This is a genomic window from Burkholderia oklahomensis C6786, from assembly GCF_000959365.1.
In the GTDB taxonomy this organism is placed as follows: domain Bacteria; phylum Pseudomonadota; class Gammaproteobacteria; order Burkholderiales; family Burkholderiaceae; genus Burkholderia; species Burkholderia oklahomensis.
In genome coordinates, this window is the sequence record NZ_CP009555.1 from 1,616,750 (window position 1) to 1,638,694 (window position 21,945).

At 66.3% G+C, this 21,945-nt stretch carries 19 protein-coding genes, 2 tRNA genes and 1 pseudogene; 6 read left to right on the forward strand and 16 right to left on the reverse strand.

Going from position 1 to position 21,945, the window contains the following annotated elements:
• Positions 1-136 precede the first annotated feature (136 nt).
• A complete protein-coding gene (locus tag BG90_RS36090; protein ID WP_158335888.1) occupies positions 137-742 on the forward strand; it encodes a hypothetical protein in 606 nt (201 codons plus the stop codon).
• Here BG90_RS36090 and queD read toward each other — a convergent pair.
• The 12 genes from queD to def form a co-directional block, all read right to left on the reverse strand.
• On the reverse strand, positions 691-1,143 hold the full coding sequence (queD, locus tag BG90_RS07225; RefSeq protein WP_010113225.1) for a 6-carboxytetrahydropterin synthase QueD: 453 nt from the start codon (positions 1,141-1,143) through the stop codon (positions 691-693). The genes BG90_RS36090 and queD overlap by 52 nt on opposite strands.
• Positions 1,144-1,162: 19 nt before the next feature.
• Positions 1,163-1,795 (reverse strand): 7-carboxy-7-deazaguanine synthase, encoded by a 633-nt coding sequence (gene queE, locus BG90_RS07230; RefSeq protein WP_010113223.1) that lies wholly within the window; start codon positions 1,793-1,795, stop codon positions 1,163-1,165.
• A 94-nt stretch (positions 1,796-1,889) separates the two neighbouring features.
• Positions 1,890-2,624, reverse strand: coding sequence for a 7-cyano-7-deazaguanine synthase QueC (gene queC, locus BG90_RS07235; protein ID WP_010100817.1), 735 nt, complete (start codon positions 2,622-2,624; stop codon positions 1,890-1,892).
• 334 nt (positions 2,625-2,958) lie between these two features.
• Positions 2,959-3,034 (reverse strand) — tRNA-Phe (locus BG90_RS07240).
• A gap of 59 nt (positions 3,035-3,093) precedes the next feature.
• Complete coding sequence (esaR, locus tag BG90_RS07245) at positions 3,094-3,780, reverse strand: response regulator transcription factor EsaR (RefSeq protein WP_010113220.1); 687 nt, start codon at positions 3,778-3,780, stop codon at positions 3,094-3,096.
• Positions 3,781-6,189: a sensor histidine kinase EsaS gene (esaS, locus tag BG90_RS07250; protein ID WP_010100736.1), complete on the reverse strand. Its 2,409-nt coding sequence runs from the start codon at positions 6,187-6,189 to the stop codon at positions 3,781-3,783.
• A 1-nt stretch (position 6,190) separates the two neighbouring features.
• Positions 6,191-6,781 (reverse strand): DUF4390 domain-containing protein, encoded by a 591-nt coding sequence (locus tag BG90_RS07255; protein WP_010100735.1) that lies wholly within the window; start codon positions 6,779-6,781, stop codon positions 6,191-6,193.
• Complete coding sequence (rsmB, locus tag BG90_RS07260) at positions 6,778-8,190, reverse strand: 16S rRNA (cytosine(967)-C(5))-methyltransferase RsmB (RefSeq protein WP_010113218.1); 1,413 nt, start codon at positions 8,188-8,190, stop codon at positions 6,778-6,780. The genes BG90_RS07255 and rsmB overlap by 4 nt, the downstream gene beginning before the upstream one ends.
• 663 nt (positions 8,191-8,853) lie before the next feature.
• Positions 8,854-9,711, reverse strand: a complete 858-nt coding sequence (gene htpX, locus BG90_RS07265) for a zinc metalloprotease HtpX (RefSeq protein ID WP_010113215.1) — start codon at positions 9,709-9,711, stop codon at positions 8,854-8,856.
• A 108-nt stretch (positions 9,712-9,819) separates the two neighbouring features.
• Positions 9,820-10,455 (reverse strand): LysE family translocator, encoded by a 636-nt coding sequence (locus BG90_RS07270; protein WP_010113212.1) that lies wholly within the window; start codon positions 10,453-10,455, stop codon positions 9,820-9,822.
• 120 nt (positions 10,456-10,575) lie between these two features.
• Positions 10,576-11,559 (reverse strand): methionyl-tRNA formyltransferase, encoded by a 984-nt coding sequence (fmt, locus tag BG90_RS07275; protein ID WP_010113210.1) that lies wholly within the window; start codon positions 11,557-11,559, stop codon positions 10,576-10,578.
• Between the two features lie 31 nt (positions 11,560-11,590).
• Entirely contained in the window at positions 11,591-12,094 is a 504-nt protein-coding gene (gene def / locus BG90_RS07280; RefSeq protein ID WP_010100727.1) for a peptide deformylase, read from the reverse strand.
• Positions 12,095-12,326: 232 nt separating this feature from the next.
• On the opposite strand from def, the gene dprA reads away from it, so the two are divergent.
• The 3 genes from dprA to BG90_RS07295 all read left to right on the forward strand — a co-directional run bounded on the left by dprA (position 12,327) and on the right by BG90_RS07295 (position 16,776).
• Positions 12,327-13,514, forward strand: a complete 1,188-nt coding sequence (dprA, locus tag BG90_RS07285; protein WP_010113206.1) for a DNA-processing protein DprA — start codon at positions 12,327-12,329, stop codon at positions 13,512-13,514.
• Between the two features lie 70 nt (positions 13,515-13,584).
• Positions 13,585-13,956: a thioredoxin family protein gene (locus tag BG90_RS07290; protein WP_010100723.1), complete on the forward strand. Its 372-nt coding sequence runs from the start codon at positions 13,585-13,587 to the stop codon at positions 13,954-13,956.
• Positions 13,957-14,166: 210 nt separating this feature from the next.
• The gene (locus tag BG90_RS07295) at positions 14,167-16,776 is read left to right on the forward strand and encodes a DNA topoisomerase III (protein ID WP_010113203.1); all 2,610 of its coding nucleotides are present in this window, start codon (positions 14,167-14,169) and stop codon (positions 16,774-16,776) included.
• A gap of 205 nt (positions 16,777-16,981) precedes the next feature.
• On the opposite strand, the gene BG90_RS07300 is transcribed toward BG90_RS07295, so the two are convergent.
• Positions 16,982-18,037, reverse strand: coding sequence for a LysR family transcriptional regulator (locus tag BG90_RS07300; RefSeq protein ID WP_010113202.1), 1,056 nt, complete (start codon positions 18,035-18,037; stop codon positions 16,982-16,984).
• 438 nt (positions 18,038-18,475) lie between these two features.
• Here BG90_RS07300 and BG90_RS07305 point away from each other — a divergent pair, with 438 nt between their 5' ends.
• Complete coding sequence (locus BG90_RS07305) at positions 18,476-19,492, forward strand: D-2-hydroxyacid dehydrogenase family protein (RefSeq protein ID WP_010113201.1); 1,017 nt, start codon at positions 18,476-18,478, stop codon at positions 19,490-19,492.
• 110 nt (positions 19,493-19,602) lie between these two features.
• On the opposite strand, the gene BG90_RS07310 is transcribed toward BG90_RS07305, so the two are convergent.
• Both BG90_RS07310 and BG90_RS07315 read right to left on the reverse strand, forming a co-directional pair.
• Complete coding sequence (locus BG90_RS07310; RefSeq protein WP_010113200.1) at positions 19,603-20,472, reverse strand: patatin-like phospholipase family protein; 870 nt, start codon at positions 20,470-20,472, stop codon at positions 19,603-19,605.
• Between the two features lie 35 nt (positions 20,473-20,507).
• Positions 20,508-20,912 (reverse strand): PaaI family thioesterase, encoded by a 405-nt coding sequence (locus BG90_RS07315; RefSeq protein ID WP_010100714.1) that lies wholly within the window; start codon positions 20,910-20,912, stop codon positions 20,508-20,510.
• Positions 20,913-21,107: 195 nt separating this feature from the next.
• On the opposite strand from BG90_RS07315, the gene BG90_RS07320 reads away from it, so the two are divergent.
• Positions 21,108-21,183, forward strand: a tRNA-Lys gene (locus tag BG90_RS07320).
• A gap of 137 nt (positions 21,184-21,320) precedes the next feature.
• Here the strand turns inward: BG90_RS07320 and BG90_RS34830 are convergent.
• Positions 21,321-21,945: pseudogene (locus BG90_RS34830) on the reverse strand (nitrilase-related carbon-nitrogen hydrolase).

Here is a 21,945-nt window from a genome sequence, read left to right on the forward strand (position 1 = left end):
GATTCGGAAGGAGCGGCGGGCGGCTGCCGGGCGGGCGCCGAGCCGCAAGGACGCGCGCGGCTCGTTCGTCGCGGCGGCCGATTCGATCATACCGTGATCGCAGCCGGCGCGCGGACTCGGAAAATACCGATGCGGGGTGAAGCCGCGCATCGCGGGGCGCGAGCCGGTTGGTGCGATTCGGGGATTCGGGGGATTCGACGAATTGTCGGACCAACGCATCGACAGATCGAACGATCCGCTGGTCGATCAGACAATTGCCCAGAACGACAGCAGTACGAGGATCAATGAGTCAGCGGCTCAGCAGCTCCGTGCTCGGCAAATCGGCAAATCGGCAAATCGGCAAATCGGCAAATCGGCAAATCGGCAAATCGGCAAATCGGCAAATCGGCAAATCGGCAAATCGGCAAATCGGCAAATCGGCAAATCGGCAAATCGGCAAATCGGCAAATCGGCAAATCGGCAAATCGGCAAATGCGACGATCCGCTGATCCGCCAGGTTCAACGAATTCGCCCGAATCGGACCGCCACTGCGCGTCCACACGAAATCGAGCGCCCCGAGCAAACCGGACAAGTGCATCGAACCAAGGAGAGAGAAGAAAAAGCGCCGGTGCGCGACCGCCTCGCGCACGCCGAAGCGCATACCGCGACGCACGCAGGCCGCCCGTGCCGCGCGCCGCGTACCGCCGCGCGTCAGGCGCGCGGGCCGCGCTCGACGTCGGCCCAGCAGTTCGGCGTCTCGTAGAGACGCACGCGCTCGAGGCGCAGATTGACGCCGTAATGTGCGTCGTAGACGTTCGCGAGGATGTCGAACGCGATCGCCGCGAGATTCTCGACGGTCGGAATCCGGTCGAGAACGACCGTCTTGTGGTCGACCATCTTCTCGAGGAACGAGCGCACGACCTCGTCGCGCGCATAGACGAGGAACGCGTGATCCCACTTGCTGACGAGATGCTCCATCGCGAGCGCCTTCACGTCGGCGAAATCCATCACCATCCCGCGGTCGGGCGCGCCCTCGGTATCGACGAGATCGCCGCGCAGCGTGATTTCGAGCACATAGCGATGCCCGTGCAGATTCCGGCACTGGCTGCGGTGATCGGGGATGCGGTGGCCCGCGTCGAATTCGAGTTTTCGGGTAATCAGCACGATGAATGAAGCGTAAGGCTCAAGGAATGTTCAGGTACTTGTGCGTCTGCATCGACAGCCGCCACTTCGGATGGCGCTTGCACCAATCGATCGCGAGCTTGGTGTTGAAGTCACGCGACGGGCCGTCCATCGGCTGCACGAGGAAATGCTCGAAGTCGAGCTTCGCATAATCGGCAAGGCGCTGGTTGTCCTGCGGCACCACCACCTTCAGTTCGTTGCCCTTCGTGACGACGAGCGGCGCATCGGCCTTCGGGCTCACGCAGACCCAGTCGATCGATTCGAGCACGGGCAGCGACCCGTTCGTCTCGATCGCGATCGTAAAGCCGGCCGCATGCAGCGCATCGACGAGCGCCTGATCGAGCTGCAGCATCGGCTCGCCGCCCGTGCAGACGACGAAGCGATGCGCTTCGCCTTCCGGCCACAGCGACGCGATCTGCGCCGCGAGCGACTCGGCATCCTTGAACTTGCCGCCGTTCTCGCCGTCGGCGCCGACGAAGTCGGTGTCGCAGAAGCGGCACACCGCGCCGTCGCGATCCTCTTCGCGCCCCGACCACAGGTTGCAGCCGGCGAACCGGCAGAACACGGCCGGACGCCCGGCGTTCGCGCCCTCGCCCTGCAACGTATAGAAAATTTCCTTGACCGTGTACGTCATGCTGCTTCGTTCCGGCTTGCGCCGCTCGCCTTCCGTTACTCGATGAATTCTGTTGCCGCTCGCGGCATACGCGAGCGCCGCCCTGAGTCGCGTGTCAGACGGGCGCCTCCGTCACGCTTTCGCCGCGCTGATACGCTTCGTAGCCGCGCTTGCGCAGCTTGCAGGCCGGACATTCGCCGCAGCCGAAGCCCCAATCGTGCAGCTCCGAGCGCTCGCCGACGTAGCACGTGTGCGTCTCGACGCGAATCAGCTCGACGAGCGGCTTGCCGCCGAGCTGCTCGGCAAGCCGCCACGTGTCGGCCTTGTCGAGCCACATCAGCGGCGTTTCCAGCACGAAGCGCGTGTCCATGCCGAGATTGAGCGTGACCTGCAGCGCCTTCATCGTATCGTCGCGGCAATCCGGATAGCCGGAGAAATCGGTCTCGCACATGCCGCCGACGAGCACGCGCAACCCGCGCCGATACGCGATCGCCGCGCCGATCGTCATGAACAGCAGGTTGCGGCCCGGCACGAACGTGTTCGGCAAGCCGTTCGACGCCGTCTCGATCTCGATCGCGCGCGTCATCGCGGTGTCGCTGATCGCGCCGAGCACCGACAGATCGATCATGTGATCGTCGCCGAGCTTGTTCTCCCACTGCGGAAAACGCTGCTTCAGCGCATCGCGCACGCCGTCGCGACATTCGAGCTCGACGCGATGGCGCTGGCCGTAGTCGAAGCCGAGCGTCTCGACGGTCTGATAGCGCTCGAGCGCCCAGGCAACACACGTGGCCGAATCCTGCCCGCCTGAAAACAACACGAGCGCGCCGTCCTTAGCGTCTGTCCGAATCACCTGATACTCCGTGAATGATGAGCGAGCGCGCCGGCGATCCGGCACGCGCCGGCGGCGCCGGCCCACCCAGTATAGGCAGCCGCGCCCGCCCGGAAACGGCGCGGCGCTTATGTCGCTCATCGCGCCGCGCTGCAGCGGCGCACGGGCTCGTGCCGTCCTCGAGCGCCGAAACAAAAAAAGACTTGCGGCGCCCCCGGACGCATCCTCAAGTCCTCTAAGTCTTTGAGTCGACGGAGATTTTATCACGCCGCCCCAAAACCGGCCGAGGACCGGAAATGCCGCTCCACAAACGAAAAACCCCAAGAATCTGGCGATTCTTGGGGTGGGATACTGCTGGTGGCCTGGGGCGGAATCGAACCACCGACACGCGGATTTTCAATCCGCTGCTCTACCAACTGAGCTACCGGGCCACGAAGAAAAAAGATTATAGCAATGCGTCAGGCAGCGATCAAGCCCTTTGCGTAAAAATTTATGCCGCGCCTTCGGCGGGCTTCTTGCCGAGCTCGACGCCGAGCTGCTTCAGCTTCCGATACAAGTGCGTGCGCTCGAGGCCCGTCTTCTCCGCGACGCGTGTCATGCTGCCGTTCTCGCGCGCGAGGTGATACTCGAAGTACGCGCGCTCGAACGCGTCGCGCGCCTCGCGCAGCGGAATGTCGAACGGAATCGCAGCCGTCGTGTGGCCCGCGAGCGCCGCGTCCGAATCGTCGCCGAACGTCGGCAACGCGGCCGCCGACGCGACCGACGACGGCCCCGCCGCCTGCTTCGCCGCCGGGTTCGCCGGCAGCGGCGCCGCGCCGCGCGCGAGGCCGTGCTCGACCGACTTCAGCAGCTTCTGAAGCGTGATCGGCTTCTCGAGGAAATCGAGCGCGCCGATCTTCGTCGCCTCGACGGCCGTGTCGATCGTCGCGTGCCCCGACATCATGATGACGGGCATCGTCAGTTGTCCTTGGCTTGCCCACTCCTTCAGCAACGTGACGCCGTCGGTGTCGGGCATCCAGATGTCGAGCAGCACGAGATCGGGCGCATGTTGCAGCCGGTAGTCGCGCGCGGCTTGCGCGTTCTCCGCGACGTCGACGACGTGCCCTTCGTCGCTGAGGATCTCCGAGAGCAATTCCCGGATGCCCATTTCATCATCTACCACCAGGATGGTTGCCATTTACGCTGCCTTTGTCTGCACAGTTGCTCTTGTCTTGGCGGGTGCCGTGCCGCCGTTCGCTCCGCCCCCGGCGCCCGCCGCGTCGTCCGCGAGTTGCAGGAACAGGATCGAGACCTGCGCGCCTTCCACGACGTCGCCGTGCATGCGATTGCGCAGATCGATCCGCGCGCCATGCTCGTCGACGATCTTCTTCACCGTCGCGAGGCCGAGCCCCGTGCCCTTCGCCTTCGTCGTCACGTAAGGCTCGAACGCGCGCGTCAGGATGCGCGCCGGAAAACCCGGACCGTTGTCCGAGACGGTCAGCCGAACCGCGACGCGCGTTTTGCCGTCTGCGTCGGGATCGCCATATTCTACTGTCTTGGTTTCGAGCAACACACGGGGATGCTCGACGTCGGCGACCGAATCCTGCGCGTTCTGCAGCAAATTGTGGATCACCTGACGCAGTTGCGTCGCATCGCCGCGGATCACCGGAAGCGGCGCCTGCTCGACGACGATCGTGCTCTTGCCTTCGCCGACGCCGTAGAGCGTCGATACTTCGCTCACCAGATCGTTCAGCTGCAAGTTGACGAGCACCGCGGTCGGCGTGCGCGCGTATTCGCGGAAATCGTCGACCATCCGCTTCATCGCGGCCACCTGATTGACGATCGTCGTCGCGCCGCGCTTCAGCACTTCGGCGTCGGGCGGCGCGAGCTTGTCGGACAGCTTCATCTGCAGACGCTCGGCCGACAACTGGATCGGCGTGAGCGGATTCTTGATCTCGTGCGCGAGCCGCCGCGCGACTTCGCCCCACGCGACCGAGCGCTGCGCCGAGATCACGTCGGAGATGTCGTCGAACACGACGACGTAGCCGGACGTCTGCGGATCGTCGGGCTGGCCCGGCGCGGCCGCCGTCGACACGAGCCGCGTGCCGCGCACGAGCAGCGTCAGCGGATCGGCCTCGCCCGGCACCTCGACCGCGAACTGCTGCTGCCAGTGGCCGCGATCCTCGCCGCCGCCCCGGCCCGCCGCCTCGCGATCGGCGAACGCCTTTCTCACCATCGCGCCGAATTCCGCGACGACGCCGATCTGATCGAGCGTCGTGCCGATCAGCGAATTGAACGGCTGCCGGAAGATCCGCTCGGCGCCGCGGTTCGCGGTCGTCAGGCGGAACTGGCGGTCGAGCACGAACACGCCCGCCGTCAGGTTCGCGAGAATGCTCTCGAGATAGGTTTTCGAATGCTCGAGCGCGACGCGGTTCTTCTCGACCGCGAGGCGCGCCTCCGAAAGCTGGCGCGTCATCGCGTTGAACGACTGCGTGAGGAAGCCGAGCTCGTCGCGCGTCTTGATCTCGCGCTTCGGCGTGTAGTCGCCTTCCGCGACCTCCTTCGTGCCCTGCGCGAGCAGGAACAGCGGCCGCGCGAGCTGGTTGCCGAGCGCGAGCGCGATCATCATCGCGATGAACGTCGCGAGGAAGAGGGCGAGCGTCAGCGTGCCGATGTACATCTTGCGCAGCCCGCTGCGGCCGAGCGACTTCTCCTGATATTCGCGATACGCGCGCTGCACCGCGTCGGCGTTGCGCGCGAGCGTCGGCGACACCGGCTGCGTGAGCTGCAGGAAGCGCTCGTCGGGCTGCAGCAGCGTCGTCGTCGCATCGGGAATGCGCTGCACGACGCGCAGACGCAGCGCGCCCTTCGATCCGTGCGCACGCGGATCGCCGTCGACTTCGCCCTCGATCGCCGCATAGCCGCCGTGCTCGCGCGCCTGGCTCAGCATCAGCGGCGTCGGCATGTCGTCCGGAATCAGCGCGGCGAAGTTGCCCGACGCCTGCGCGACGATGTGCACGTCGGGCGACGCGCCGTTGCCGCGGCCCGGCTCCACGATCGTCGCGTCCTGCACGCCGAACTGGTCGCGCAGGCGCAGCAGCGTGAGCGTCGTGCCGTTCGTGTTGCTGTCGGCGCTCGCGAGCTGCTCGGACATCAGGCGCGCCTTCGTCTGCAAGTCCGCGAGCGACGTGTCGAGCATCCCGCGGCCGAGGTTGAGGCCCGCGGTGAGCGCCGTCTCGACGTTCACGTCGAACCAGGACTCGATGCTGCGCGACACGAACTGATACGACACGATATAGATGATTCCGCCCGGCACGACGCCGACGAGCGTGAAGAACACCGCAAGCTTCGCGAGCAGCCGCGTGCCGAACTTGCCCTTGCGCAGGCGCGCGACGATCATCCCGACGAGTCCGAGCACGACGAGCAGGAACACGAGCGCGACGATGATGTTCGCCGAGTAGAGCCACGAGTAGTAGCGATCGAAGAACTCGGTGTTCGCGCTCGCGGCCGCGAGCAGCACGAGCAGCAGAAGCGCCGTGATCGCGACGGTCGACACGATCACGCGTATGAGGAGGCTCTTTCCGCTCGTCGCGCGGCGGACGCGCATTTTATTTAGCACGTTCGGCCACCGTGAAAGTGAAGCGCTTCCAGTCGGAAACGAGACTCCAGTCGCGGTTGTTCACCGCGTCGACCTGGAACGGCTTCGGCATCAGCGCGGTGTCGAGCTGCATCCGCACCGACGCGGTATACGTTTCGCCCGAGCGCACCTGGCTCTTGTCGATCACGTGCCAGGACGTCACGTGCTTGACCACCGCGAGCGCCTCCTTCAGCGACGGAAAGCCGAGCTGCAAGCCGCCCGTCGACACGCGGTATTCGCGCGTGAGCGGCTGGAACGACAGGCGGATCGTCTGCGACACCGACACCGGCTGCTCGTCGAACCAATACCAGCGCGCGCGGCTCAGTTCGAAATCGGTCGTGAAATAAAGCGGCACGCCTTTGTTGACCGCGTCCTCCAGGCTGCTGTTGAGCTCGAAATCGAAACGCGCGTCGAGGCTCCAGCCGCTGCCGTCCGACTGCAGCGACGCGCGCTGCACGGCGACCGGATCGGCGTGTGCGAAAGGAACGGCAGCGAGACACAGCGTCAGCGCGACCCAAAGCACGGCCGCGAGCCGGAGTGGAAAGAAGCGTTTGATCGTCACCGTTTCTGAAAGCGCGCGTAGAAAAATCCGTCGTGATCGACATGCCGGCCGGGCTCGCTCGATCCCCCGACGGCCGGCGCCCCGCCTGACGCGCCCTGCGGCAGCAACTGCCCGGGCGCGTCCAATCGTACCGCATCTTGATAGGCGTCTCCAAACCAGCGCGCCTGCAGCTCGCCCTCTTCCGGAAAGATCGAACAGGTCGCGTACAGCAGCTCGCCGCCTGGTTTCACGAGCGGCCAGAGCGCGGCGAGAATGCGGCGCTGCTCGTCGACGAGCGCGGGAATGTCGGCCGCGCGACGCAGCCAGCGGATGTCCGGATGGCGACGCACGATGCCCGACGCCGAGCACGGCACGTCCGCGAGGATTCGGTCGAACGGGCGTCCGTCGTGCCATTGCGCAGGATCGCCCGCGTCGCCGATGCGCACGTCGGCCGCAAGCGACAGCCTCGCGAGGTTTTCGCCGATGCGCGGCGCGCGCGCCGGATCGCTTTCGAGCGCGACGACTTCGGCGTCCGCAAGCTCGAGGATGTGGCCCGTCTTGCCGCCGGGCGCCGCGCACGCGTCGAGCACGCGCATGCCGTCGCGCGCGCCGAGCCATTCGGCCGCGAGCTGCGCGCCCGCATCCTGCACCGACACGATGCCGTCCACGAAGCCCGGAATGCGCTCGACCGGCAGCGGCGACGCAAGCCGTATCGCGTGGCGGCCGATTTTTTCGGCGTCGATCTGCTCGGCGCGCAGCACGTCGAGATATGCGTCGGCCGCCATGCGGCGCGCGTTCACGCGCAGCGTCAGCGGGCCGGGCGCGTCGCCCGCGGCGAGCATGCGCTGCCACGCGTCGGGCCACGCGCGCTCGACCGCGTCGATCCACCACGTCTCGTAGTTCCACCGTGCACGGCGATCGGACTGCAGCCGCTCGAGCCACGCGGCCCGTTCGCGCAGGAAACGACGCAGCACCGCGTTGACGAGCCCCTTCGCGAACGAGCACTCGCGGCGCGCGCCGACAGCGGTCACCGCCTGGTCGACGACGGTGAAGGGCGCATACGCGGCGTGCTCGTCGTCGTCGACGAGAAGCGCGAACGCGCAGACGAGCAGCGCATGCACGTGCGCGTGCGGCGCTTTGGCGACGAATTGCGCGATCAGCCAGTCGGCCGTGCCGCGGCGGCGCACCGCGCGATATGCAATATCCTGGATCGCGCCGCGCGGCCCCGGTTGCGTGCCCGCGGGCAGCGCCGCCTGGACGGCTGCAAGCGCGGCGGGCAGCGCCGCGCCGCGGTTGACCGCATCGACCGCTTGCGCGGCGGCGTCGAGCGCGAAGCCGAGCGAATCGGGAACGAGGTGCAACGTCGACAGGCGCGTGGCGCGAGCGGGCGCGCCGGATGCGCGTGAACGGGAAGAGCGAGTCTGGGTCATCGGATCAGCAATGCCTGCGGCACGCGGTGGCGCCGGGCGGTGGTAGGGGTGTGCCGGTGGCCGGCCCGCGGCCGGTGAGCGGGATATTGTAGCGCGCCGGGCGATCGGCTCTCCTGTTCGGGTGGCGGGGCTGGGTCGGTGGAATTGCGCGTCGGGCGGCGGGCGATGCGTGGCGGGTCGGGTTCGAGAGTCGGCGGCGGGCGGGCGCGGGCCCTTTCGGGATGAACGAATCAGGCTGTGCCGTTCTTTCGGTCGTCGGCGGGCGGCGGGCGGCGGGCGGCGGGCGGCGAAAGGCGGTAGCGGTAGCGGTAGCGGTAGCGGTAGCGGTAGCGGTAGCGAGCTTAGTTTTTACGGTGCGGGCGCCATGCGGCAACCTGTTTCTTCGCTTTGCACTTCGGAATCTCGATGTACCGGCAACGGCGGTGCTCGATGTGCTCGACGTGCTCGGAGTATTCGAAGCGATGACGACGCGATTCGCGGTAGCCCGCTAGCGGCTCCTCGCGGAATCTGCAAACCAAAACGCCGCCGCTCCGCCGCAAACGGCGAACCCCGCAGCGTGAAGCGTACGGGGTTCGGAGGTTCGCCCGGCGCGCCGAAACGCGTCGGAAGCAGCTACCGTCGCGACGCCCCCTTACGAGCACGTCGTCGTTGCGACAAGATTCGTCAGTCGAAGCGGCCGGTGCGCGCCATTTCCATCAGCCTTGCGATCCGTTCCTCGGTGGCCGGGTGCGTCGAGAACAGGTTCTGCAGCCCGCCGCCCGACAGCGGGTTCATGATCATCATCTGCGCGGTGGCCGGATGCTGCTCCGCCGTCTGGAACGGAATGCCCGACGCGTAGCGGTGAATCTTGTCGAGCGCCGACGCGAGCGCTTGCGGATCGCCTGAAATCTGCGCACCGCCGCGGTCCGCCTCGAACTCGCGTGCACGCGAGATCGCCATCTGGATCAGCGCGCCCGCGATCGGCGCGAGCAGCGCGACTGCGATGCCCGCGATCGGGTTGGCCGGACGGCCATTCTCGTCGCGCCCGCCGAAGAACATCGCGAAGTTCGCGAGCGCCGAGATCGCGCCCGCCATCGTCGCGGAAATCGTCGAGATCAGGATGTCGCGATGCTTCACGTGCGCGAGCTCATGGGCCATCACGCCGCGCATCTCGCGCTCGGACAGCACACGCAGGATACCCGTCGTCGCGGCGACGGCCGCGTGCTCCGGATTGCGTCCGGTCGCGAACGCATTCGGCTGGTCCTCGTCGATCAGATAGACGCGCGGCATCGGCAGGTTCGCGCGCGTCGCGAGCTCGCGCACCATCCGATAGAACTGCGGCGCCGTGGTCTCGTCGACTTCCTGCGCGTTGTACATGCGCAGAACCATCTTGTCCGAGAACCAATACGAGAAGAAATTCATACCGAGCGCGATCAGCAGCGCGATCGTCATCCCGCGCGATCCGCCGATCATGCCGCCGATCACGACGAACAGGGCCGTGATCGCGGCCATCAGGATCGCCGTTTTGACCCAATTGAACATGTTTCCCACTCCTTATCCGTCTGCGGGGGCCGCGCCGCACGCTCATCGACGGCGGCGCACAATTGTAAGCGATTTGTTAGATAAGAGCGTTTCGAGAAAATTCAATCCTTAGCGCGTCGATGTCGCAAGCTTCACGCCGAGCCCGACGAACGCGCTGCCGACGCCGCGGTCGAGCCATTTCTTCACACCAGGCTTGCCGGCGAAGCGCTGCGTGACGGTGCCCGCGACCCAAGCGACGACGCACGACCACATGGTGCTCATCGCGAGGAACACCACGCCCAGCGTCAGGAACGCGAGCACTTTGTGGCTGCTGTCCGCCGACACGAACTGCGGGAAGAACGACACGAAGAAGAGCACCACCTTCGGGTTCAGCACGTTGGTCAGGAACCCTTGCATGAAAAGCTGGCGCAGCGACTTGTCCGCACCGCGCCGTGCGGTCTGCTCGGCCGCAGGCTCCTGCTTCGCGAAGACGAGACGCACGCCCAGGTAGACGAGATAGGCCGCGCCGACGATCTTGATGACCGTGAACGCAGTGGCAGACGCCGCGAGCACCGCCGTCAGGCCGAACGCGCATGCGAACACGTGCACGCAGCAGCCGGCCGAGATGCCGAGCGCAGACATGAGGCCCGCGCCGCGCCCTTGTGCGACGCTGCGGCCGACGATATACGCGGTGTCGGGCCCCGGCGTGATGTTCAACAGGAAAACCGCCGCGACAAACAAGCCAAGATGGGTGATGCCGAACATGCCGATCCCTCGATACTGACGTCAGAGAATTCTACGCGCGCGCCCTGCGCCGCGCGACCTGGCCGTTCGGCCGATTGCGCGGCGCGCGCGATTCCGATGAACTGCAGGCAAGCGACGAAATCATGCGGCGTCGGGTAGCGCGAAGCGCTGGCCGGCCGCAAGCGGCGCGCCCGCGAGAAACTCGCGCGCAGGCAGCCGCTTGCCACCCGGCTTCTGCAGCTGGGTGACGCGCAGCGCGCCTTCGCCGCACGCGATCACGACGCCGTCCGGGCCGGCATCGACGATCGTGCCGGGCGCGCCGTCGCCGGGCGCCGCCACCGCTTCCGCCGCCCACAGCTTGAGCGTCGTGCCGTCGAGCGTCCCCGCGCCGCCCGGGAACGGATCGAACGCGCGCACCTGCCGCGCGAGCACGGCGGCCGGCTTGTGCCAGTCGAGCGCCGCCTCGTGCTTGCCGATCTTCTCGGCATAGGTGACGCCGTCGGCCGGCTGCGGCGTCGCGACGAGCGAACCTTCGCGCTCGAGCTCGGCGAGCGTGTCGACGATGAGGCGCGCGCCCGCCGCCGCGAGCTTGTCGTGCAGCGTCGCCGTCGTGTCGTCGGGTGCGATCGCGACGCGCGCGTCGTGCAGCATCGCGCCCGTGTCGAGGCCGGCGTCCATCTGCATCAGCGTGACGCCGGTTTGCGCGTCGCCCGCCTCGATCGCGCGGTGGATCGGCGCGGCGCCGCGCCAGCGCGGCAGCAGCGATGCGTGGATGTTGATGCAGCCGTGGCGCGGCAGGTCGAGCACTTCCTGCGGCAGCAAAAGGCCGTATGCGGCGACGACCATCACGTCGTGCGGCGTCGCGTGCAGCAGATCGAGCGCGGCGGCAGCCTCGGCCGGATACTTGCCCGTGCGGCGCAGCGACGGCGGCTGCGCAACCGCGATGCCGTGCTCGAGCGCGTAGCGCTTCACGGCGCTCGCCTGCAACTTCATCCCGCGCCCCGCCGGGCGATCGGGCTGCGTCAGCACGAGCGGCACCGGAAAGCCGGCTTCATGGATCGCGGCGAGCGCCGCCGCGGCGAATTCCGGCGTGCCGGCAAAAATGACCCGCAGTGAATGTGTCATGTGCGAATGAACCGGGAAGCGGCTGCGCGCGTCACATCGCGCGTTCGAGTTTCTTCATCTTCGTCTTGATCCGGCTCTGCTTGAGCGACGACAGATACTGGACGAACACGCGGCCCATCAGGTGATCCATCTCGTGCTGGACGCACACCGCGAGAAGCCCTTCACAATCGATCTCGAACGACTCGCCTTGCTCGTTGAGCGCGCGCACGCGCACGCGGTCCGGACGCTCGACTTCGTCGTAGACGCCGGGCACCGACAGGCAGCCTTCCTCGTAGACCTGCTTGCCGTCGCCCGTCCAGACGATCTCCGGATTGATGAAGACGCGCAACTCGTTCTTGTCCTCGGACACGTCGATCACGATCACGCGCTCGTGCACGTCGACCTGCGTCGCCGCGAGACCGATGCCGGGCGCGGCGTACATCGTCTCGGCCATGTCGGCGACGAGCCTGCGGATGCGGTCGTCGACCTTGTCGACCGGCTTGGCCACCTTGTGCAGCCGTTTGTCGGGGTAATGAAGGATGTTCAGCAAAGCCATGATGTTCAGTGTTGAGAGACGAACGACTCGCCCGCATCGGCCGTTTGGCCGACTGCCGCGACGCGCGCGCCAGCCTCAAGATGGTATCGACGACGCGCGGAATGCGCCGCGCGCCGCAATGACCGGCCAATCGCCGCGGGCCTGCACGCGTGGCATTCGTTCTATTTCGGATGATGAAAATTTTATCACGGCACCACGCGGCTCGCAGGCCGCGCTTCTCGAGGGCTTCGTCATGTCGCCGCTGTCGCTGACGCGCGCCGAACTCGCCGGCTGGCTGCGGCTTGCGGGCGCGTCCGGCGTGCCGGCCAGCGCCTGGGCCGCGCTCCTCAATGCGTTCGCGTCGCTCGAGGCGCTTTTCGGGGCGTCGCATACGGAACTGGCGGCGCTGATCGGCGACGCGGCCGCCCGCGCAGTGCTCGCGCCGTCCGCCGACGATTTCGAGCGGCGCGTCGACGAAACGCTCGCGTGGCTCGACGCACCCGGCAACGCGCTCGTAACCCGGCACGATTCCGCGTATCCGGGCGCGCTCGCCGAACTCTATGATCCACCGCCGCTGCTGTATATAAAAGGGCGCGTCGCGCTGCTTCATGCGCAGGCCGTCGCGATCGTCGGCAGCCGCGGCGCAACCCCGCAGGGGCTCGCCGACGCGACGCGCTTCGCACGCGAACTGTCGGATTCGGGCCTTGCGATCGTGTCCGGCCTCGCGCGCGGCATCGACGGCGCCGCGCACCGCGGCGGGCTCGACGGTGCGAGCAGCACCGTCGCCGTGATCGGCACCGGCGCGGACCTCGTCTACCCGGCTTGCCACCACGCGCTCGCACATGAGATCGCCGAGCGCGGCGCGCTCGTCTCCGAATGGCCGCTCCGCACGCCGGCGCGCGCCGCCCATTTCCCGCAGCGCAACCGGCTGATCGCCGCGCTGTCCGGCGGCGTGCTGATCGTCGAGGCTGCGCCGCGCTCCGGCTCGCTCATCACCGCGCGGCTCGCGAACGACATGGGACGCGACGTGTTCGCGATTCCCGGCTCGATCCACGCGCCGCTGTCGCAAGGCTGCCATGCGCTGATTCGCGACGGCGCGAAGCTCGTCGAGACTGCGGCCGACGTGCTCGACGAATTCGGCCTCGATCGCGCCCGGCCGGCGGCCGCGAGCCGCAACGCGCCCGCCGACGCCTCGACGGACGCCGGCCTGGACGCCGACGCACGCCGGCTGCTCGACGCGATCGGCCATGGCCCGGTGCCGCTCGAGCTGCTCGCACAGCGCACGTCGCTCGCGAGCGACGCGCTGCATCGGCTGCTGCTGCAGCTGGAACTGGCCGGGCGCATCACGGCATTGCCGGGCGGCCGCTACACCCGCATCGACGGCGCGCAGGGGCCCGCTCAAGCGCACGGGACGGGCGCCGTGCTACATTCCGGCGAATAGGCGTCCGCTTGGGCCTTTGCCCGTGCCGCCGCCACCTTACGATGCAAGTACGATGCAAGGAAAACCGCCAATGCCCGCGCTGAACCTCGACACCGACGAAGATCGGATCGTCGAGCGCCTCCGGAATCCCGATACGCTGCTCGTCGCTTGCCTGTGCGCCGAGTGGTGCGGCACCTGCCGCGAATACCGCATTGCGTTCGACCGGCTCGCCGACGCGCACCCCGATGCCTGTTTCGCGTGGATCGACATCGAAACGCACGCCGATCGGCTCGACGACCTCGACGTCGAAAATTTCCCGACGCTCTTGATCGAGGACGCGAACGCGGTCCGTTTCTTCGGCACCGTGCTGCCGCACGCGGCAATCGTCGAACGAATGCTGTCCGACCTGACCGCGCTGCCGGGCGCGCCGCATGCACCGAAATTGCGCAATTTGTTCGACTAAAACCATCCGTCCCCGAAATATCGGCCGCGGAATGCAGCTTTATCGCTCGTTTACGCGAGAGGGCGCGCGACGGGCTTGCCGCCGCCCTTGCCCCCACTTATGATGACCCGCTTTTTGCTCACGCCGGCCGTCGTTTCGGCGCCGTGTGCTATAAAGCCGTCGTAAAAGGGCCCGCACTCGGGCTCGCCCGGTCTACCAATACACACTGTCATGTCGAAAGCACTCATCATTGCGGAAAAGCCTTCTGTCGCGAACGACATCGCGCGCGCTTTGGGCGGCTTTACCAAGCATGACGAATACTACGAAAACGACGAATACGTCCTGTCGTCGGCGGTTGGCCACCTGCTCGAAATCGCTGCGCCCGAGGAATACGAGGTCAAGCGCGGCAAATGGAGCTTTGCGCACCTGCCCGTCATCCCGCCTCATTTCGATCTGAATCCGATCGCGAAGAGCGAGTCGCGCCTCAAGGTGCTGACGAAGCTGATGAAGCGCAAGGACGTCGATCGCCTGATCAACGCATGCGACGCGGGGCGCGAAGGCGAGCTGATCTTCCGCCTGATCGCTCAGCACGCGAAGGCGAAGCAGCCCGTCCAGCGCCTGTGGCTGCAGTCGATGACGCCCGCCGCGATTCGCGACGGCTTCGCGCACCTGCGCACCGACTCGGACATGCAGCCGCTCGCCGATGCCGCCCGCTGCCGCTCGGAAGCCGACTGGCTCGTCGGCATCAACGGCACGCGCGCAATGACCGCGTTCAACAGCAAGGGCGGCGGCTTCTTCCTCACGACGGTCGGCCGCGTCCAGACGCCCACGCTGTCGATCGTCGTCGAGCGCGAGGAGAAGATCCGCCGCTTCGTACCGCGCGATTACTGGGAAGTGCGTGCGGAATTCGTCTGCGCAGGCGGCTTCTACGAAGGCCGCTGGTTCGATCCCAAGTTCAAGAAGGACGAATTCGATCCCGAGAAGCGCGACTCGCGCCTCTGGAGCCTGCCCGCTGCGGAGACGATCGTCGCCGCGTGCCGCGAGCAGATCGGCACCGTCACCGAAGAATCGAAGCCGTCGACGCAGCTCTCGCCGCTCCTCTTCGATCTGACGAGCCTGCAACGCGAGGCGAACGGCCGCTTCGGCTTCTCGGCAAAGAACACGCTCGGTCTCGCACAGGCGCTGTACGAAAAGCACAAGGTGCTCACCTATCCGCGTACCGACGCGCGCGCGCTGCCGGAAGACTACCTCGACACGGTGAAGTCGACGCTCGAGATGCTGAAGGAGAGCAACAACTACCTGCCGCACGCGAAGCAGGTGCTCGACAAGAACTGGGTGAAGCCGAACAAGCGGATCTTCGACAACTCGAAGATCAGCGACCACTTCGCGATCATCCCGACGCTGCAGGCGCCGAAGTCGCTGTCCGAGCCGGAGCAGAAGCTCTACGACCTCGTCGTCAAGCGCTTCCTCGCGGTGTTCTTCCCGGCCGCCGAGTACAAGGTGACGACCCGGATCACCGAAGTGGTCGGCCATCATTTCAAGACGGAAGGCAAGGTGCTCGTCGAGCCGGGCTGGCTGCAGGTGTACGGCCGCGACGCCGAGGGCGCCGACGCCAATCTCGTGCCGGTGCAGAAGGCGGAGAAGGTCAAGACCGACAAGATCGCCGCGCACGGCCTCACGACGAAGCCGCCCGCGCGCTACTCGGAAGCGACGCTGCTCTCGGCGATGGAAGGCGCGGGCAAGCTCGTCGAGGACGACGAGCTGCGCGAAGCGATGGCCGCGAAGGGCCTCGGCACGCCGGCGACGCGCGCGGCGATCATCGAAGGCCTGCTCGGCGAGAAGTACCTCGTGCGCGAGGGCCGCGAGCTGATTCCGACCGCGAAGGCGTTCCAGTTGATGACCCTGCTGCGCGGCCTCGGCGTGAAGGAGCTGACGGCGCCCGAGCTGACGGGCGAGTGGGAGCACAAGCTTGCGCAGATGGAGCGCGGCAACCTGCAGCGTGACGCGTTCATGCAGGAAATCGCGCGGATGACGCAGACGATCGTCAAGCGCGCAAAGGAGTATGACTCCGACACGATTCCGGGCGACTACGCGACGCTCGAGACGCCGTGCCCGAATTGCGGCGGCCAGGTGAAGGAGAACTACCGGCGCTTTGCCTGCACGAAGTGCGACTTCTCGATTTCGAAGATTCCGGGCAGCCGGCAGTTCGAGATCGCCGAAGTCGAGGAACTGCTGCAGAAGAAGGAGATCGGACCGCTGTCGGGCTTCCGCAGCAAGATGGGGCGGCCGTTCTCCGCGATCCTCAAACTCACGTTGGACGACGAGACGAAGAACTACAAGCTCGAGTTCGACTTCGGCCAGGAGCAGGGCGGCGAAGAAGGCGAAGCGCCGGATTTCTCCGCGCAGGAGCCGGTCGGCGCGTGCCCGAAGTGCAAGGGCCGCGTGTTCGAGCATGGGATGAGCTACGTCTGCGAGCATTCGGTCGCGAACCCAAAGACCTGCGACTTCCGCTCCGGCAAGGTGATCCTCCAGCAGGAGATCACCCGCGAGCAGATGGCGAAGCTCCTCGAGAACGGCCGCACCGATCTGCTGCCGAACTTCAAGTCGTCGCGCACCGGACGCAACTTCAAGGCGTATCTAGTCAAGCAGGCTGACGGCAAGATCGGCTTCGAGTTCGAGAAGAAAGAGCCGAGACCCGCGGCGGCGAAGAAGACCGCATCCAAGTCGACGGCCACGGCCGACGGCGCGGCGGCCGACGGCACGGCAAAGACCGAGAAGAAGGCGGCGCCCGCTCGAAAGACGGCCGCGCGCAAGACGCCGGCCCGCAAGACGGGTTCGTGATCCGCGTCGAGCCGGCCGGCCGCATACGCAGTTGGCCGGCGCGGCGCCGTGCGACATGTCGCGCTGCCGGCCGGCGCGAACGCTGCAGTGCTTCGATCCAAACAAAAGCGCGGGCTCATCGAGAGCCCGCGCTTTTGCTTTTAGCGGAGGAGGATCCGGCGCGCGGTGGCGTACGTGCCGGACAAGGAGCGCGCGATGCCGCGCGTTACAGCGGCGACGGCACGACGGTGCGGGTGCGCGGCGCGCGCGGCAGACGCGGCGACAGCGCCGGATCGGCGCTCGGACGCTCGGCGAGCGCGTCGGCCGGCAAGGCATCGACGGGCTGACCCGGAGTGCCCTGCGTCGCCCATTGCTCGCCGAGCATCGTATCGGGCGATTGGCTGAAATGCTCGACGAGATGATCGATGAACGTGCGCACCTTCGCCGGCAGATGACGGCGGCTCGGATACGCGATGTTGATCTCGACCTGCGGCAGCCGGTACTCGCTCAGCAGGCGCACCAGCTTGCCGCGCGCGATGTCGCTGCCGATCAGATAGCTCGGCAGGATCGCGACGCCCATGCCGAGCATCGCGAACTGGCGCAGCATTTCGGTATTGTTCGCGACGACGATATTCGACGGCCGCACGCGCACCTCGCCGTCCGGGCCGGTGAACACGCGCTCGTCGCCCCAGTATTCGGACGGCAGGCTCAGGCACGGATGCTCGACGAGGTGCTCGGGATGCATCGGCATGCCGTGCTTTTCCAGATAGCTCGGCGTTGCGCAGACCACCATGCAGCCCGTCGTCAGCCGGCGCGTGACGATGCTCGCGCTGCGCATCTGCCGGGTGATCACGATGCCGACGTCGAATCCTTCCTCGACGAGATCGACCTGCCGATCGACGAGGGTCAGATCTGGAATGACCTTCGGAAAGCGCTGCGTATACGTCTGCAGCACCGGCGCGAGGTTGTGCAGGCCGAACACGACGGGCGCGACGATCCGCAACGTGCCCACCGGCTCGTGGTTGCGCGCGACGACCATCTGCTCGACGTCTTCGAGCTCGTCGAGGATCTGGCGGGCCCGCTCCAGATAGACTTGGCCGGATTCGGTCAGCGAGAGACTACGGGTGGTGCGATTCAGAAGGCGGGTGCCAAGCCGGCCTTCGAGGTCGGCGACGTGCCGCGTCGCGACCGCGTTCGAGATGTCCATCGCACTCGCTGCCCGGGCGAAACTGCCGAGATCCGCGACCTTGACGAACACTCGCATCGACTGCAAATGATCCATACTCCACTCCTACCGCTGTTACCGCTTCAAAAATATGAAGCAAATGAGTAATTTTCCTACGACAGCGAAAAAGATGCAGAGTTGCTCAACTTCCCGCGAAATCTCGACAAAAACCTCCGAACTTGCTCAGCTTACCTAGCCGGATAGACCAATTGTTCTTAAGAAAGAAATAATTGGGCAATCTACCTCGACAAATTGCCCAATTGAGAAACGGCAAAATCGCCGCCCGGCCAACATCAAGCGGGGTCAAAACAGCGCGATTTCTGCCCGTGCATGGATGCTTGCCGCGTCGCGTAACAAGCTGTTAAAAAGAGATACACCTGTTGCCGTGCCGTCATAGCATCATTACGGCCCCCAAACCGGGCCGGACCGGCGCGCGACGACGCGCGACGGCCACCACCTCACATCGCTCATCCCGCGCGAATCCCGAAACACGCCATGAAAATTGCCATCCTCGACGACTACCAGGACGCCGTCCGCAAGCTCAACTGCTTCGAGATGCTCGCCGACCATGAAGTGAAGATCTTCAACAATACGGTGCGCGGCCTAGGGCAGCTCGCGAGCCGCCTGGCGGAAGTCGAAGCGCTCGTGCTGATTCGCGAGCGCACCCACATCACCTCGCAACTGCTCGGCAAGCTCCCGCATCTGCGCATGATCAGCCAGACGGGCCGCGTGTCGACCCACATCGACCTCGACGCGTGCACGGAACGCGGCATCGCCGTGCTCGAGGGCACGGGCTCGCCGATCGCGCCCGCCGAACTGACCTGGGCGCTCATCATGGCCGCGCAGCGCCGCATCCCGCAGTACGTCGCGAACCTGAAGCAGGGCGCGTGGCAGCAGTCCGGCCTCAAGACGTCGGCGATGCCGCCGAACTTCGGGCTCGGCCAGGTGCTGCGCGGGCAGACGCTCGGGATCTGGGGCTACGGCAAGATCGGGCGGCTCGTCGCCGGCTACGGCAAGGCGTTCGGGATGAACGTGATGGTCTGGGGCCGCGAGCATTCGCTTGAAGCGGCGCGCGCCGACGGCTTCGCGACCGCCGAAAGCCGCGAAGCGTTCTTCGAGCAGGCCGACGTGCTGTCGCTGCACCTGCGCCTGCACGACGACACGCGCGGCATCGTCAAGCTCGACGACCTGCTGCGGATGAAGCCGACGTCGCTCTTCGTCAATACGAGCCGCGCGGAGCTGCTCGACGAGAGCGCGCTCGTCTCCGCGCTCGCGCGCAACCGGCCGGGGATGGTCGCGATCGATGTCTACGAGAGCGAGCCGATCCTGCAGGGCTACAGCCTGCTGCGGATGGAAAACGTGATCTGCACGCCGCATATCGGCTACGTCGAGCGCGAGAGCTATGAGCTCTACTTCGGCGCCGCGTTCAAGAACATCCTCGCGTTCGACGCGGGCGACCTGTCGAGCGTCGCGAATCCGGAAGCGCTCAATCAGGGACGGATTCGCCGCTGAGCGCCGGCACGTGGAGGCCCGGTGCGCGACGCGCGGCCTTCGCGCGCGCCGACTGCCGCGCTCCGATGATCTGACGGCCGAGATACGGCAAATCGCCGAACCTTCCGGCTTCAGCGCATCGCGCCGAATTCGCCGACGAGATCCGATGCAGTAGTGAGGAAGCGCTCACCATCGCGCCGACCGAGATCGTACGCATGCTGCATCTGGTGCGGGCTCGTATAGTCCCAGCTCGAGATCGGCACCTTGCTCGACGGCTGCACATAGAGCCGCCGCTGGCCGCCGTGGTCGACGACGAACGTCTGCGGGCGCGGATAGCGCCGCGTCACCATCACGAGCACGAGCCCCGGCGACGCGTCGAGCGCGCCGACCGGCACGTTGTCGACCATCCCGCCGTCGAGCACCGGCCGGCCGTTGCGGCGCAGGACGGGTGTAAACGGCGGCGTGCACGACGATTGGAGGACGAGGTCGGCAAGCTCGTCGACATGCACGCAATCCTGCGCGCGGACGAACTCCGGACGAAAGCCGAGCGAGCGTCCGAGCGTCGGATGCAGCGTCTTGCGCACGTATTTCTCGATGTTGTACGCGACGAGCCCCGCCGCGACCGCGCTGCGCGCGCCGAGCCAGCGCGGCACGTGCGACACGCCGATACGGATCTCGGGCGCGCCGGAGAGCTGCGCGAACGGCTCGCCGTAGATATCGAGGAGCGCCTGCCGGTAGATCCGGTAATGCGGGAAGACCGGCCCGGCGCGCAGCAGATTGCCCCAGTAGACGTTTTTCCGGTTGTGCTTGAGCGTCTCTTCGTAATAGCGCATCACCCAGCGCGAATCGCGCGTGTAGAGCATGCATGCGGTCGCCGCGCCCGCCGAGATGCCGGCGATCACGCGCGGCCGCACGTCGAGCGCGGGCTGCACGACGTCCCAGAATCCCGCCTGCCACCAGCACCGGTTGCCGCCGCCCGCGAATACGACCTGATCGAACATCGGATGCGCTCCTCGCCGCTGCCTGCCGCCGACGCTCAGGAAACGAGCGCGTAGGTCGACGTCGCGTGAACGGCCATCTTGCCGTCCTCGTCGAACAGCTCGATTTCGCCGAACACGAGATTGCGGCCCATCCTCAGCACGCGGGCGGTGACGAGCACGTCGCCCTTGCGGACCGGGCGCATGAAGTGAGTATTGAGCGCGACGGTCGTCATCGGCCGGAATTCGCCGAGCGCCGCGGAGATCGCGACGACCATCGCGGTGTCGGCGGCCGCCATGAACACCTGGCCGCAGATCACGCCGCCCGAATGGCGAAGCTCGCCGGAGAACGGCAACCGGAGGGTGACGCCCTCCTCCGAAACCGATACGGGAGTCAGGGAAAGGGAACGGACCCACGGAGCAAGGAGCCGATCCAGCAAATCACGGACAGTGTTTTCGTCCATCGTCGTACGCCCAGAAAGAGCCGCGCGCCCGCCGCGCGACAGGGTTTGGGCGACATCATACCGGGAGCGCGCAAGAAGCGACGGATCGTGCGAGTTCGGAATGGCAGCGCAGGCCTGGCGGGAATATTCCAAGAAAAATGCAAAAAGGGCTAGACAAGATCCGAAAGGCCATGCATAATCTTTTTTCTGTTGGGGGGGGCGTTAGCTCAGTTGGTAGAGCAGCGGACTCTTAATCCGTAGGTCGAGTGTTCGAGTCACTCACGCCCCACCAAAGAATTCTGCAGTTGGAAATCAAGCACCGGCGAGCGATCGCGGTGCTTTTTTTCATATCGCCTTCGGCAACGCGCCAGTTATCGCGCGCGCACTGCGTCATCGCACACGATCCACCGTCTCTCCACTCAATCCCCGTTAACACGTCGGCCGCCGACCCCGAAACACGCCCCAGCTTCGCCGTCGATACGCGAGCGCATCGAGAACGAATTCAGCGGTCACGATCACCTGGCCGTCGCGATCGCATTCGACGATCTTCTCGTCGTCCGCGCCCGCGATGAACGAGCTGCCGTAAAACGTTATCTCGCCCGATTCGCCGCGCTCGACGCCGATCCGGTTGCTCGCGACGAGCGGCATCAGGTTCGCAGCCGCGTGTCCGCGCTGCGTGTTCTGCCAATGCGCGCGCGAATCGATCGACGAATCGTGCGGCTCGCTGCCGATCGCCGTCGGATAGAACAGCATCTCCGCTCCCGCCAGCGCCATCGCACGAGCGCATTCCGGAAACCATTGGCCCCAGCAGATCCCGACGTGCGAGCGCCGCAAAGCGCGAAAACCACGGATGACCGTCGTACGGCTTCGCGAGCGCGAAGTGGGCAGGATTCTGGTCGATGCAGAAATATGGCGTCTCGAATAACTCCTGCAGCAGCACGATTTGCGCACCGCGCGCAGCCGCGTCGCACACCATGTGTTCGGCGCGCGACAGGTTCGCCTCGACGTTCCAGTCGCATGCCATCTGCGTTGCGGCCACGCTCACCGTTCTCAT